At 65.8% G+C, this 14,306-nt stretch carries 13 protein-coding genes; all 13 read right to left on the reverse strand.

Going from position 1 to position 14,306, the window contains the following annotated elements:
* Positions 1-15: 15 nt before the first annotated feature.
* Positions 16-318: a hypothetical protein gene (locus RZS28_RS03855; RefSeq protein ID WP_407339892.1), complete on the reverse strand. Its 303-nt coding sequence runs from the start codon at positions 316-318 to the stop codon at positions 16-18.
* Positions 319-389: 71 nt separating this feature from the next.
* Entirely contained in the window at positions 390-1,043 is a 654-nt protein-coding gene (locus tag RZS28_RS03860; protein ID WP_407339894.1) for a hypothetical protein, read from the reverse strand.
* 326 nt (positions 1,044-1,369) lie between these two features.
* On the reverse strand, positions 1,370-1,801 hold the full coding sequence (locus tag RZS28_RS03865) for a DUF4240 domain-containing protein (protein WP_407339895.1): 432 nt from the start codon (positions 1,799-1,801) through the stop codon (positions 1,370-1,372).
* 11 nt (positions 1,802-1,812) lie between these two features.
* The gene (locus RZS28_RS03870; protein WP_407339897.1) at positions 1,813-2,703 is read right to left on the reverse strand and encodes a hypothetical protein; all 891 of its coding nucleotides are present in this window, start codon (positions 2,701-2,703) and stop codon (positions 1,813-1,815) included.
* Positions 2,704-3,537: 834 nt separating this feature from the next.
* Positions 3,538-5,424 carry a hypothetical protein gene (locus RZS28_RS03875; protein ID WP_407339899.1) on the reverse strand — a complete coding sequence of 629 codons (1,887 nt, stop codon included), beginning with the start codon at positions 5,422-5,424 and terminating at the stop codon, positions 3,538-3,540.
* Between the two features lie 401 nt (positions 5,425-5,825).
* The gene (locus RZS28_RS03880; RefSeq protein ID WP_407339901.1) at positions 5,826-6,743 is read right to left on the reverse strand and encodes a DUF4157 domain-containing protein; all 918 of its coding nucleotides are present in this window, start codon (positions 6,741-6,743) and stop codon (positions 5,826-5,828) included.
* A 63-nt stretch (positions 6,744-6,806) separates the two neighbouring features.
* Positions 6,807-7,067 (reverse strand): hypothetical protein, encoded by a 261-nt coding sequence (locus RZS28_RS03885; RefSeq protein WP_407339903.1) that lies wholly within the window; start codon positions 7,065-7,067, stop codon positions 6,807-6,809.
* Complete coding sequence (locus RZS28_RS03890) at positions 7,064-7,957, reverse strand: ATP-binding protein (protein WP_407339905.1); 894 nt, start codon at positions 7,955-7,957, stop codon at positions 7,064-7,066. The genes RZS28_RS03885 and RZS28_RS03890 overlap by 4 nt, the downstream gene beginning before the upstream one ends.
* A 187-nt stretch (positions 7,958-8,144) precedes the next feature.
* A complete protein-coding gene (locus RZS28_RS03895) occupies positions 8,145-9,014 on the reverse strand; it encodes a hypothetical protein (protein ID WP_407339906.1) in 870 nt (289 codons plus the stop codon).
* Positions 9,011-10,258 carry a DUF4255 domain-containing protein gene (locus RZS28_RS03900; RefSeq protein WP_407339908.1) on the reverse strand — a complete coding sequence of 416 codons (1,248 nt, stop codon included), beginning with the start codon at positions 10,256-10,258 and terminating at the stop codon, positions 9,011-9,013. The genes RZS28_RS03895 and RZS28_RS03900 overlap by 4 nt, the downstream gene beginning before the upstream one ends.
* Positions 10,259-11,174: 916 nt before the next feature.
* A complete protein-coding gene (locus RZS28_RS03905) occupies positions 11,175-11,912 on the reverse strand; it encodes a hypothetical protein (RefSeq protein ID WP_407339910.1) in 738 nt (245 codons plus the stop codon).
* Positions 11,913-11,986: 74 nt separating this feature from the next.
* Positions 11,987-12,511: a phage tail protein gene (locus RZS28_RS03910; RefSeq protein ID WP_407339912.1), complete on the reverse strand. Its 525-nt coding sequence runs from the start codon at positions 12,509-12,511 to the stop codon at positions 11,987-11,989.
* Positions 12,512-12,530: 19 nt separating this feature from the next.
* Positions 12,531-14,198, reverse strand: a complete 1,668-nt coding sequence (locus RZS28_RS03915; protein WP_407339913.1) for a phage tail sheath family protein — start codon at positions 14,196-14,198, stop codon at positions 12,531-12,533.
* Between the last annotated feature and the right edge of the window lie 108 nt (positions 14,199-14,306).

Raw genomic sequence — 14,306 nt, forward strand, 5'->3', positions numbered from 1 at the left:
AAGGAGGAGCGAGATTCAGGCCTGTGGAGTGGGCACGCGGAGACGAACGGCCGGATTGCTTGCAGCGTCCCGCATCATGTCCTGCGGATCTATGACGTCGTTGGCGTCGCAGATGCGCCAAAACGCGAGCGGATCGCCGTAGACGCGATTGGCGAGCAGATCGATGCGATCGCCGGGAGTGACGGCTGCTTCGGCAAGCAGCGGCAGGCGATCGGAGCGCGGCAGGAAGCGCCGGCGCGCAAAGGCAATCTCGCGTCCGTCCGGCAGGACGATCGTCGCCGTGGGAATCGTATAGTAGCGGCTTGTGTGATCGAACATATCGCTCTTCCAAGTTCGTCGCGTCCTCAGCAAAACGCCGTGCGCTCTCTAACTCATTATTCGAAAACGGCTCACATGATGCGGATATTCTCGCCCATCACGCTCGACAGATCATTGACCACGTTCACGCGGCTCATGGTTTCCTTCACGATCTGATGGGCCAGGAAGATGTAATAGCCGGGGTTGGTGATCGAGAGATCGTTGTAGCTGAGAACTCTCAATCCCAACGCGGCCTTGGCTCGGATCGGATTGAGCGCGGGATCGTGGGCCTCTTCGGTGATCGCGCAATCCGTCACGCGAACGGGCAATATGCGTTGCGCCCCCCAGATGAACAGGGTCAGAGGCCCGTCCGCGGGAACGATTTCGATCACGCCCGTCGCGAGCAGGATGGTGTTGGCGATGACGGTTGCGCTTGGGGGGTAGGTCAGCATCTCTAGGGCGGAGATCTGTGGATAGATGCCTACTCCTCTCGCGACGCCGTCGCCAGTCTCGAGATGGTCGGTAGCGTCGATCTCGATATCGACCTTGATCGTCTCCTCGGGCGGGCCGGTGAGCCTTTGCGCCTCGGAGCGGGCGGCGTCGCCGGTCGGCGCCCGCGGCTTCAGCGTGCGGGTGAGCGTATCGGGATTGTATTGGAACACGATGACGCTCGGGACCTGGGTCAGTGGATCGATCGACACCAATGCGCCCTTGAGCACGCGAGGGGATCCGGGGAACGTGGTCATGGCGTTTTGGCCCAAGTTGCGGGGATGCCCCTCCGAAATTCGGCGAGACGGCGAGTTGCGCGCTTGCCTCGATGGCTATCAAGAACCCCTGTCGGCGAGGACGAGGAGAATTTGAGGATTTCCGTTGCGACGGGCGAACGCAGCGCCTCGCCGGGAGCGCGTCGGCTGCCGCGGCTAAGAGCTTCGGAACCCGGAAAGCGATCTGCGCGCGCCCTCGTGCCAGAGACATCAGTCGTCACTCGGCTTCCCCTCTGCGGCCTTACAAAAGATCGTGGCGATAAGACGCGGCGCGGCTGGACGCCGCTGAGGAACCGGCCCTTTCAGCGTCAGGCCCATGGGCTTTTTTTTCCATGCTGTTTCCACTCGTTGTCCCATTCGTGCATGTTTGGAGGAACGTCGCCCTTGAAACGCTGCTCGTACTCTTTGACAACTTCGCTTAGCAGTCCCGCGTCATTCTTCTTGGGCGGGATGAGTTCCGGATGATCCAGGATCTTGCGGTAATACGCCTTCCCCTGCGCGACCACCCAGTTCGCCAGCTCGGCCAGGCCATCTTCGGAAAGGCCCGGAGCTACGTAGGGCGAATAGCGCTCGGCTCTGATACGATTGGCGAGTTCTTCGTACGTCCAGTAAAAATGATTGATCTGTTCCCGATTCATTGTCTTGAGCATCTCGCGAAACCGTTTCGTGTCTTGATTGGCGCCTTCGATGAGCGCCCAGAATCCTTCGGGGACAATGTCGGTAATGTTCTTTTCGGACATCCTGATCGCCCTTACTTGAAATTCTTGGGCAAGAGCCCCAAAGCTTTGGCCCATAGATCGACAGTTCGCCTGTGCAACCCAAGCTCCCGACCTACCTCCTGCAAGTTTCCTTTATACTCCGTAAGCAGCTCCGCCATTTCGCCTTTGGTGACGTGACTCTTACGAACTCCCTCCCCAGGCGTGCCAAAACCGGGACGCCCGAGCCTTTGACTTGTGTTGTCCCATGGCAGAGCGTGCCCTTGACCTTCCATCTGCTCTCGCAAAGCTTGCTCGTAGAACTCTGCATTGCGACCGCCGGCCTTCAATGGATGAACCTCGAGCTGTACATTCTTTCCGGTCAGTGTCCCCGCTCGTTTATACACAGAGAACCGGTTTACTGCGCCATTCGCGGAAGTCTTGCCGACTTTCAATATTGTGCCTTCAGCGTCACGAAGAATATACAGCGCATCTTGGCCGGGCTTCAATTTGACGCTAGAGAAGTCTTCCGGGGCCAGTATTTGTGGGGCCTCGGCGTCCGCGCCGATTTGCTTCATATCAAACGGTTCGGGCTTGGCCGGCGGCCCAGCCTCTTTGGGCTTGGCGGATGGCGCGGCCTCTTCGGGCTTGGCGGATGGCGCAGCCTCTTCGGGCTTGGCGGATGGCGCGGCCTCTTCGGCCTTGGCGGACGGCTTGGATTTGGCCGGCGCCGCGTCGCTGGCAGGTGTCACCGGCTTTTTGGCAGGCGCAACTTCGGCAGGTTCGAGCGGTTTCGCTGGCGCCGGCTCGAGCCCATGCTCTCCGCTCGGCGGTTTGCCGCCGCCTCCCGGCTCCACGGTCGCGCGCGGCTCAAAGGGTGAGCGACCGCCGGCGCGGGTCGGCTCGGTCCCGCCGCCCATGCGCGGCGGCTCGGCCCCATGGGACATTGAGGGGCCTTGGGCCCTGCCCGCCGCCTTCGATGGCCGCCATTTTCGGCTGGTCCGGCATTGCGCTGGGCTGGGGCGCCTGTCCTTCCGCGCCCGCGGCCTCCCCGCGACCGGCTGGCGTTGAACCTGCGGCTCGGTCGGCGGTCTGTCCGGTATGGCCCGCGCGGCGTCCCTCGCTTTCGCGCGTGCTGCAAAATCTTCCGCGGTGGTCATCGGACGCTGCGTGCGCAAGCGCGGTTGTTCCCCGCGATACCGGGTTCCGCCGAGCCGATCGGGCGCACGTTGTCGGGAAGCGGCGGCTGCGCCGCCTGCTCCGGCGATGGCCCTGACCCGCCGCCTTCGGCTGGCGTAACGCGAGGCTTTGCGTCGAACCCGGGGCCGGCTGGGGACCCTCCGCAGGCGTGACCGCGGATGTTTCTGGAGCGGCGGGCGCGGGAGTAGGCGCTTCGGCTCCTACGGCCGGGGCGGCGGGCTCCGGCGTCGCGGCGGGAGCCGCCGCAGGCTTGGCGGTCGCCGAAGGAGGCGCTGCGGCCTCGGGTGCCGCGGCGGGACTTGACGCGGGTTCCGGGGCGGCGCTGGGGCCCGGAGCCGCCGGCTCCGCGCCGCCCGCGCCGACATTGACTTCCGGCAGGGGGCCGCGCCGGGGCGCGGCGCGAGGATCTTGCTCTGCTGCAGGAAGGACCGCAGCTTGCCGGCGGCGCCGGCGGCGGCTCGATGGCGGGTCGGGGAGCCGGGGCGGCCGCGGGTTCGCCGATGCCGCCAACCCTGATCTTGCCTTTCAGCGCGCCGGCGATGCCGGCCCGGCGCCGACGCCAGCGCCGATCAACGCGCCCATCAGTGCGCCGGTCCAGTTGATCGTCTCTCGCCGACGGCGAGGCTGCCGACCGCCTCTCCTGCGACGCCGCCGACAATGTTGATGCCCGCCTCCAGCCCAATCTTCAGCGCAACCGAGCCGACACCCTTCAGGAGAACGCCGCCAGCGCCGCCGACCGCCCCGCCGATGGCGCCCACGATCATCGCCTTGACCACACCCTCCGACCAGGGTTTGCCATCGATGAGATTGTCCGCGATGGTCTGCACCGCGCCTGCGGCGGCGCCAAGCGCTGCGCCGAGCAGGATGACGCCGACGGGTCCCAGCGCCCCCGCGCTCGCCACCGTGATCGCGATTACCGCGACGATCACGACGATGGTCACCACCCATTTCAAGACGCGCTTCCACCGCGGCTGCACATGGCTGGCGGCCTCTTCGGCGTACTTGCCCATGTCGGCGTCGAGCTTGCCCTGGGTTTCCTTGCTCCACAGGCCGGCCAGCATCTGCTCGCGCCCGACGCGGAAATTGTCCTCCACCAGATCGCCGAAGTTCTTGTAGGCCGCGGCCGCATTGTCCCCCGCTTCCAGGAAACCGGCCTCGGCCTGGGCGCCGATGCCATAGGCCGACTTGTGAGTGGATTTGGTCAGCGCCGCAAAGCCCTGCGCCGCCTGTTGGTTCACCCCTGCGGCTCTGGTCACGAACGCCTTCCCGACGCCGTCAAAACCCTGTTTTGCCGCGGCGGCCGTCGCCTTGAGCGCGCCTGCGCCCTGCTCGCTCAGAGCGGCGTTTGTCTCCGCCAGCGACGGCGCGACGGTCGTGATCTGCGACGCCATCGCGCCCACCGGCCCCCCCTCGACGTTGGCGCTGGTCTCGTCCAGCGCCGCGGCCAGTTCATCGCGCGGCGGGCTCGGGGTCTCGGCGGCCGATCCGACGAAGCTGTGAATCGAGCCAATCAGTTCACCGCTCGCCTGGGAGACGCCGTCCGCGAGGCCGGAAATGCCGGCCGCCGTCGACTTGTCGAGCGCATCCTGCGCCCCGCCGCCCTGCGTCTCGAGGGCCGCGCTGTGCTGCTTTTCGGCGCTATCGAGCGCGGCGAGATTTTGCGTGGCGCTCGAGTCCAGCGCCGCCTTCGTCTTCTGCGCCGATTGCGTCGATTGCGCCTTCGCGCCCTTCTCCTGCGCGTTCGCGCCCTGGCTTATCTGTTCAAGCTGCGCCGTGAGTCCGGCGCCCGCCTGTCGCGTGATGTCGTCGACCTTAGCCAGCACCTCCGCCTTGCTGTCGGGAATCTTTTTGGCTTGGTCCGTGGCGCTCTCGCGGAAACTCTTGCCATATTCGGCGGCGACCTTATCGACGGCCTCCTTCTTGGCGTCGATCCTGTCGTTCTCGACCGGCCCGTCCAGGATGCTCCAGTCGGTTTCGTATGGGGGCAGTTTCGATTTCCATGCAGCCGCGGCTCCGGCGGCCTTTCCCGCGGCATCATCGCCGACTGCCGCCATTGGCCCCTCGGCGTTCCGATAGCCTTTGGAAATGCGCTCCTTTTCCAGGTCGGCGCGCGCGCCGATCGTCGCGCTCGCCTTGTTGTGCGCCGTTTGGGCGCGATCCCTCGCCGCCTTGATGTCGGCCGTCGCGGCGCTGTCGGCTCCAGCCCGCTTCGCGTCGATCGAGGAGCGCACGCGCGCGGCCTGGCCGCTCACACTCTTATGCGACTTGTCAGCGTCGTCGCGGACCGCCGCCCCTTGCGCAGCGACCTGGCCGGCGACCTCCGCCCGCGCTGCGTCGAGCGCAGTCAGGGCCCCCGCCGCCGCCAGAGCCGCGGCGATCACCGTTTCGATCTTTGCGGCAGTGCGCGCGATGAACGAAGCCGCGAGGCCCCGCGCGCTCTCGCGCTGACGTGAAGGCGACAGGATCACCTGGCGGCCCGCCGCTGTCCTCCTGAAAATGGATGGGCAGGCTCTTCGCCTCATCGAACCGGCAAGCCGCTGGCCGAGCGCCGCGATCGCCACCTGGGCAGCCGCCGCCGCAGCGCCCTGTGGCGCGGGCGCGCCGCCCCGCCATCGGCCTTTGGCGCATCAGGCGCGACGGCGAGTTCCGCAACGGCGCGTCTCCGCGCCCGCTTCGCCCGAGACGGTTCGGATCGCCTCCTGCATTTTCGCGACGGCGCTCGCGCTCGCCCGCTCGTGTGCCGCAGTCGTCGTCGCGCCCGGCTCTTCAGCGACAGTCTCAACCGGCGCCGGCGCCGCCGACTGCGCGCGAGTCTCGACGCCTCGGCGTCGCTCGCCGGGCGTCGTGGTCTTCTCGTCCCCGCCGCCGACTACCTGAGCGGGGGCCTTGAATGCGGCCTTCGCTTCGGCTCCTCGCCCTCCGTGTGCGCGAACCCCGAAGCTTTGTCCGCCTCGCCCGCAGGGAGCCGCTCTCGCATTCGCGCAAGAGCCTGCGACTGCGTCAGAGGATCGAGCGCATTAAGCCGATCGCGGGCGACGCTCTCGTCTCCCTCGGGTGCGCTGGCAAGGGCGTTCGCCGCGTCATCAGCGCCGGGTTGAGCGGGGCCTGCATCAGCGGACGCATCGGGAAGATCGTTCGCCAACGGCAGCGCCCGGCGGGCCACGACATTGGGGCGCGCCTGGATAGTATGCGCCAGCTCGTGGGCCAGCAGGCGCCGGCCAGCCTCGCTTTCTGACCGGTATTCGCCCGCGCCGAAGAAGATGTCGTCGCCAAGCGCAAACGCTTGGGCGTCGGCATCCTTTGCGGCCTTCGCGGCGGATGGTCCGGCGTGGACGCGCACCGCCGCAAAGTCATGGCCGAAGCGCGGCTCAAAAAATCGCGCTGCTCTCGGGTGAGGGCGCGGCCCTCGCCGGCGGCGGCGGCGATTTGCTGCTCCAGTCCAGCCGGGGCGGCGGCGGGCGGCCCCGAGGCGACGTCCTGGCCTTGAGAATCCGCGCCCCTGCCCTGCTCCGAGCGACGGCGCCGCGTCCTTCGCCGGCTCCGAGAGCGCCTGTTCAGCGGCGGCGTCCGCCTCCGTTTCGCTGGGGTCGTTCGCTCGGCCGATGCGCAGGCGCGGCGAGTCGGCGACGGGCGGCAACCAGCCGCGCGTTGCGGGAATGCCCGACGTTGGCGCTCCGCTTCGCTCCCCTGCCTCGCTTTCGCCGCAGGGATTGGCGCCGACTGGGTTCTGGTCGAGGCGCCGCTCATCGCTTCGGGCCTCCCCGACAGGGCGCGCTTCCCTGAACATCCCGGCTTGCCGGGGCCGTTGCCGCGGATGCGCTCCCGGTCGTCAAAGTCGCGAGGCTTCGGCTCAGGGCGCGCGCCGCGGCGACGCCGACCGCGGCCGGCGACGCCCCAGCGTCGATGTTGAAGACCCCGCGTCGAGCGAGCCGACCGAAAGGCTGCGCGCGCCCGCCGCCGCGAACGGAGCGTCTGCGGCGGACAAGAGTCGCGTCAATTCACGCTCCATCGCGGCGGCGATTGCGTGACGCTCGCCAGGCGAAAACCCTTCCAGCACGAGTTCGTCGATGCGGAACTCATAGAGCGGAGGGCGTCGCTCGCAGGTGTTCATTGTTCGGCCCACCCCAAGATTTCGCCGTCGGTCAGCGGACGCTCGAGCTTCGCGCATTCCGCTCGTGCGGCGCGCAACAAGTGCGCCATGCGCACCGGAGACCGCTCGTCGGCCGCGAGAAACGCCGCGCCGAGAGCGATGTTGCGGATATTGCCGCCGGCGACGTTGAGGCGGGCGAGACGCGTGACGTCGACGCCGTCAAGCGGAGCATCGCGCGGGAATACCCGCCGCCAGATTTCGGCGCGCTCGACCTCGTCCGGGAACGGGAAGTGGATGATGAAGCGCAGGCGGCGCTTGAACGCCGGATCGAGCGCTTGCTGCATGTTGGTCGTCAGAACCGCGAGACCGCGATAGGACTCCATGCGCTGAAGCAAATAGCTCACCTCCATGTTGGCGTAACGATCGTGGCTGTCCTTGACCTCAGAGCGCTTGCCGAACAGCGCGTCGGCCTCGTCGAACAGCAGCACCGCGCCCGCGGCCTCCGCCGCCTCGAACACGCGGCGAAGATTCTTTTCGGTCTCGCCGATGTATTTGCTGACGACCTGGCTGAGGTCGATCCGGTAAAGATCAAGCCGCAGCTCATTCGCCATTATCTCCGCGGCAAGCGTCTTGCCTGTGCCAGAGGTTCCGGAGAACAGAGCGCTCACGCCCAGGCCGCGCGCGCTCTTCGCCGCAAAGCCCCATTGATCGTAGACCTTCGCGCGCTGGCGGACTTGCGCGACGATCTCCTGCAGAGCCGCCTTCTGCGCCTCCGGCAGCACGAGATCTTCCCACTTCGTCGCCGTCTCCAGGCGCTGGGCTTGGTCCCCCAGCCGTTCGCGCGACTGGATGCGGCAGGCGTCCCAGAGCTGCTCGCCGACGGAGTCAGCGTCCGTCCCGTCGCCGGTCACAAGCGGCGCCGTCGCGCGGCGATCGCGGCCGCCGAGAGATCGAACTGATTGACGAGCCGCTCGATCGACTCGTCGAGCGGCTTGCGCTCGCCCTCTTGCTCTTGCCGGCGCGCTTCGAGCGGAGCGAGCGCGGACCGCCAGAGCGCCGCCTGTTCCGCACGCGGCGGTTTTTCGAGATCGAGACGCGTCAGGGTCGGCCCGAAACGCGCAGGGGCTCGCGGCAGGCGAAGATCACGGCGGATCGCGCATGTTCGGCGAAGGCCGCCGCAGCCCGCAGCGTCTCGGGACCATCTGCATCCTCGATGAGGACTATCAGCCCGCTCTCGCCGAGCGCCGCCTCACGTTCCCACAGCCGTTGAAACGCCGCGCGGTCGCTCGCCGCGAGCGGAAGGTCTGCGCCTCGCATGACGCAAAGGCCGAGGTCTCGGGCCGCGCAAGCTGCGGCGGCCACGGCGACTGCGCCGGCATCCTCCGGCCCAACCAGCTGGGCGGCTGGCCATGGCTTGCCACGCGCCCCGGCGTCGGACCAAAGGCCAGCCAGCCGACGGGCCGTTTCGTATTGCGCTGTGGATAGCGGCTCCGCGGCGCGATAGGGACGAACAAGGCCTTGCAAGCGCTCGTCGAGATGAGGCACGCCGGCGAGATAGTGGAGAATGCGCTCCTCGATGCGCAGCGGCGCGCTCGTCAGCGCGTCCCCAGGACGGACCTCGATCATCCGCCAGAACCGCAGCGGCCCCGTCGGCGCGATCGCGCTCCAATGCGCGCCGGGCAGCGCCTTGAGAGCGAGGCCAAAACAGGGGCTCGGCGCGCCTATGCTCCGCAGCGCTTCCGAGAAACCCTCATCGAACTCAACGCCGGCGCAGAGCAGCAGCAGATCGCGCTCGAACTCCGAAAGCCCAAACTTGCGGACGAGGATGTCGATCGCCGTTGGGGATCGCAGCGTATCATGGCCCGGCCTTGGCTCCTTCTTCTCGATCAACGCCCGCAGCCGCGCCAGCTCCTGCCACAGACGGGCTTGATTGAGGCTCTCCCAATCGGCTTCGAAGCGCGCGTTCACGGGATCGTCGCCTTGGGTGAGACCGGCGCGCGATTGGCGTCAAGGTCCAACGGGCTTACCGCACCGTCGATCCGCACCTGGACGAAGTAGTCGCCCGCCGCGACTCCGGCGATAGCAAACGCGAGTTGCGTCGTCGGGCTCGCCCTCGGGACGGCGAGGAATGTATAGGCGACCGCCGCTTGCGCGTTCAGAAGCTCCAGCGTCGCCGTCTGCCGGACGCCGATCGAGAGGATCAGGATGATCGTCACCATCGCGGAGCGCGGCGAGGCGCCCGCGCCCTGCACGCCGGAAATCGCTATGTCGTACTGGTTCGCCGTTTTGTGGATGACAGGCAGGAGAACGAAGGCGACCGGATTGGATGCAAACATGGGCCGCGCGTCGGCGTCGGTCCCGTTCTTGACGCCGCGTCGGACGAGCACCGCGTGAGGACCGGCGGCGAGGCCCACCGGAAGCGCCAGTGTGATGAGGTCATCGTCGGCGCTTAGAGTCGGCGTTAGGGCGCCGTCAATCTCGACGAACGCCCCGTCGCCAACGAGATCGCTGCCGTCGATCCTTACCACGGCGCCGGGCGTGATCGGCGCGCCATTGCCGGCCTGCGCCGCTACGCGAGAGATCATGGGCCTTTGCAACGGGACAGCCGCCAGTCGCACATCGCGCGTCGGCAACGACGGACGCGTCGAGATCAGCTGTTCCAAGAGAATCGTAGACGCCCTGAACGTCGTCGAGAGGACGTAGTGCGTCTGCAGGAAAACCGACCACAGTCGCGAAAGCTCATCGAAGGTCAGGCTTGTTGGCGCAAACCGAACCACATCGGGCTGATCCGCGAGATCCGAGCCTGCGAGGAAAGGTTTCGAGGCGTCCGCAACCGTGGCCTGAATCTGCGCCCGGGTCAGCTGGGGTTGTCCGTGCAGGAAAGCCATAGTGCTGCCCAGCAACCGTTGCGGCTCGAGCTTGAGCTCGTCGCCGTAGAAACTCACAAGGTAGTAGAGATCTAACGCCGCGACAGGACGGGTCATTGTCCCGCCGTCGGCGCGCCGCGTCGGCAGGTCGTCATTGGCGCGATGCGGATTCACGCCGACCTGATAGAGAAAGAGATTGACTCCGGTCGTCGGCAAATTCGCGCTCGATCCTTCGCTCGGGCGCACCGTCGTAACGGTCGCTCCCGCGACATCCGCCTGGATCGCGGCCTGAAGCACCCGCTGCAGCGTCGCTGTCACTGTGGCCACGGCGCGGAAGTTGCTCATGCGCGCCTCTCACCCGCGCTCGCGTTTCGCCAGATATTCTTGGAGCGATATCCCGAACTCGCGCCGTTGCGGCGGCGGTTGCGGCGCTCGGGCCTGCGTTGCGCGTATCTCGATGCGGCCGATCGTAACTTGCACGCGCGGAGACATGGGCGCGGGCGCTGGAGCAGGCAAAGAATTCGACCGCACCGCGGCTGGCGCCGGGGCCCAAGTCGCGATGACGACACTTCGCGGCGATGGCTCCGCCGCGGGCGCGTCCGGAGACCTATGCGGGCCAAAGCGTGCAGTTGGCCTCAGCGGCGCGATCTTGGCCTCTTCCTCTCGCGGCTCGCGCGTCGTCATAGACAGCGTCGATGACGGTGTTGGGGTGGTCAGTGCCGGCCGATCGGCGGCGTCGCTTGTTTCCGGCGTTTCGTCGCTTGCCCGGGCTCGCTGAGCGTCAGTGCTGTAACGCGCGGGGATCGTGGGCGGCGGCGGAGACGCCTCGCGGCGAGAGTCGTCAGTCGCGCGACGCTGCGACCGATCGACCGCGGGCATCGGCGACGCATTTTCTGCGACAGGCGAGCGACGCATCGGCGCTGCCGCATCTCGCGCCGCTTCGGGCTCTGTGACGTGGATTAGTTCGCACAAGCGCCCGGAAACCCGAGCCCCCGGCGAGGGAGCCGGCATGGGACATCCCTGCTCGCGCTCCGCTCTGCTTGCCCGCGAGGCATGCGGAACGGCGGCGTCCCCGTCGCCGGCAAAGAGGTTCTCCTCTTCCGACGCGCGTCGGTCCGCGCCCAGGCTCGCCCATCGCCCCCGCCTCGTAGACGGGTCGGCAGACGCGGTTGCACGCCCAAGCTTGACCGCGCCTCGGCGTCCGAAGCCGCGGCGGCCGGCGCACGCACGCTCCGCGCGGCGAGGTATGCGATCATATCGCTCATGCGCCAATCAACTCCAGGTACCGACGGCGGCGGAACGGGCTGAGCGCGAGGATTTCGTCTTCGGTCCAACCGTATGAACTGGCGATCACATGGACTTCACGCAACAAGACGCTTACGCGCGCCTCCATGCGGCGCCAGAGAAATTCGACGATGTCGAACGGCGCCGACCAGCGAGCCGCACAGGATGGACAATCTAATTCCAACAGAACCTGCGCTTGCGGGTCCGCCTTGGCCACGGACTCGCTCATTGCCGCCGCCAATCTCTCTATGTCATGCTCTGACAAGTCGCTCCGGTCCTCCTTGGCGACGAAACATCGCCGGACAAGCGCACGCCTCGCCGTCTCCACGTCTCCTAACTCCTTGGCCGCCCCGAGCGCGGCGAGGTCGCCGGCATTCGGGAGACGATAGACGATCTGCCCCCCATCGATAGTCAGCGTGAAGCGGGTGGATTCGTCAGTGGGCGCCGGCGCTCGAATGGCGTCGAGCGGCACCTCCATTTCAATCTTCTCGCCGCAACGCGGGCAATCCGTCAGCGCCTCTGCGACGCCGCCGAACATGCGGCTGAAGAGGTCAAGCAACGCGGCGTCGCGGCGTCCCACAGGAGTCGATGCTCTCGACGCTTCGGTCTCGTCCGGAAAAACGAGTCTTAGCAGGATGAGGCCACGTTCGCCCAACGACGCCCCAAGGCCGTCTTCGTAGGCCCGCACCATCTCCGCTGTTCCGTCGGTCATCATAGATAGCGTCCTCGCCAGATTCGCCTTGGCTCGAAACGGTCCACCGGACGATCCAGCCCGACTTTCGGACGCGCCTACTGGGGCTCGACAAAGCTCGGCTCAGTGGGCTCCGTCACGCTGGTGTCACGCTCCCAGCCCTCGTTCTCGAGCTTGATGCTCTGGATCAGCACCGCGTTTGCGTTGGCGTCGAGATCCGCCTCGGCCTGAAACTCGGACACCCAGCAACGATACACTTTATAACCGACGACAAGCTGCCCGGCCTCATTGTAGATTTCGAGGATGATGTCCTTTCGGAAGTCTTTCAGCGATACTTCTTTGCCAAGACCGGAACCGAAATTCCAAACCTTGTTGGCCCACTGTTCGAATTCCTTGTCGTGCGTGACCCCTCGTTCGAGCGATATCGCATCGTACTCAGAACGTCCGGGCGATTTGCGGGAGCTCGAAGGATCGCCGCCCTCGCGATGTTTCACGACCTCCGTCGTTCGCTTGAGCGCGCCGACCTTGCTGACGCCGGCGACGTATTTGCCGTCCCATTTCACGCGAAACTTGAAATTCTTGTAGGGATCGAAACGTTGCGCATTGACGCTGAACGAGGCCATGGCTCTTCCCCTCTAGAGATTAGACCGCTATCTGGCCTGCAATCTGCTGAATGCTGATAACAACGAACTCCGCCGGCTTCAGAGGAGCGAAACCCACCACGACGTTGACAACGCCAAGATTGATGTCGTTCTGGGTCGTGGTTTCGCTGTCGCATTTCACGAAATAGGCCTCGCGGGGGGTCGAGCCTTGAAACGCCCCCTGTCGAAACAGAGTTTGCATGAAGGCCCCGACGTTGAGGCGGATCTGCGCCCAAAGCGGAGCGTCATTGGGCTCGAACACGGCCCATTTCAGGCCCCGATACAAACTCTCCTCGATGAACAGCGCCGTGCGCCGAACGGGAATGTATTTGTAATCGTCCGCCAGTTGATCCGCGCCGCGTAAAGTCCGCGCGCCCCACGCCACCGTTCCGATGACTGGAAACGAACGCAGGCAATTGATCCCGAGCTGGTTCAACTCCCCATTGTCGGCATCCGTCAAGCCCACGGACAGCCGGGTAGCACCAACAATGGGGGCTTGGATCCCGGCAGGAGCCTTCCAGACGCCGCGATTGGCGTCCGTGCTCGCGAAAACGCCTGCAATGGCGCCGCACGGGACGAAAGTCTCCAATTGATTATCTCGGAGTGGATTGGGCTCCACCAGCCGCGGAAAGAATATAGCCGAATTCTTGCTTCGAGTCCCCACCCTGTCTGTCGTATCGGTGAAGTCTTTGATCGCCGTCGCTTTCTGAGTCCAATTGCTTGGAGGATCGACGATCAGGAAAGCGCGGCGCGTTTCGCAATAGGCCGCGGCCTCGGCGACGAGAGCGGGATCGACGTCGCCGGACGCGAGATAGGGCGGGATGCACAGGAGATTGAAGAGATCCGCACCCTCCAGCGCATAGAGACCGCTCTTGTTCGCCTGCCCGCCAACGGGCGTGAAGTTGTCGACTTTGGTCAGCGCAAGTCCGTCGGAGGCCGCGACCGCGGCGTGTGCGGCGTCCACCGCCGCTTGCGCCGCCACGATGTCGTTGGGAACCTGAGGATTCGCAGCCTTCGCCACGGCAAGCGCGGCTTCATCTTTCGTGATGTCGTCGTCGTTCAGCGCGATGTTCGGCAGGGTCGCCGGAGGCCAGGCGCCATCCCAAGTTAAGAGTTTGGATTGAGCCTGCAGCACCTTGTCGACGCGCCGAGGACTGTCCTTCACCGACAGGTTTCGAAAGATTTCCTGCGACAGCGTGTTCCCACTCGCATCCACTTCACGGATGCTCAAGTTGAACATGTCGGTGGCGGCGAGGCCGTATTTTTTCGCGACGTCGGCCGACGAGTTGACGTCGATCTTGGCCCGCAGACCAGCCCCCCAAGCGCCCCTGCTCGCCGCGGTGAATCTGAAATCGCCAACCCTGATCTTGCTCGCCGCCGGATTGGCGTTCTGACTCGTGTCGGCTTTGTAGAGCCGCACGATGATCGCCTGCCCTCCTCCATTGAGAAAAAAATCGCGCACCGCGTAGCCAAGACTGCTGTTCAGCCAGACACCGCCGAAAGTACGCTCGAAGTCGGCGAAACTGTTGATCGTGACTGGCGTGTCTTCGGGACCGCGCGCGGCGCGCCCGATGAAAGCTGTTATCGAAGTCGCCACGCCCGTGATCGTATGGACGCTGCTTGGAATTTCCTGAACATAAACACCGGGATAACTAAGAGCTACTGGCATCTCAATTCTCCTCCGTCCAGTCTGGGCCTTTATCTACGCCGATGCAAAATCTCGCACCGGAAGTTCTGTGGGGACCCGGAAGAAGCGAAAGAACCCGGAACAAGTTCG

Source organism: Methylocapsa polymorpha, assembly GCF_045689225.1.
In the GTDB taxonomy this organism is placed as follows: Bacteria; Pseudomonadota; Alphaproteobacteria; order Rhizobiales; family Beijerinckiaceae; genus Methylocapsa; species Methylocapsa polymorpha.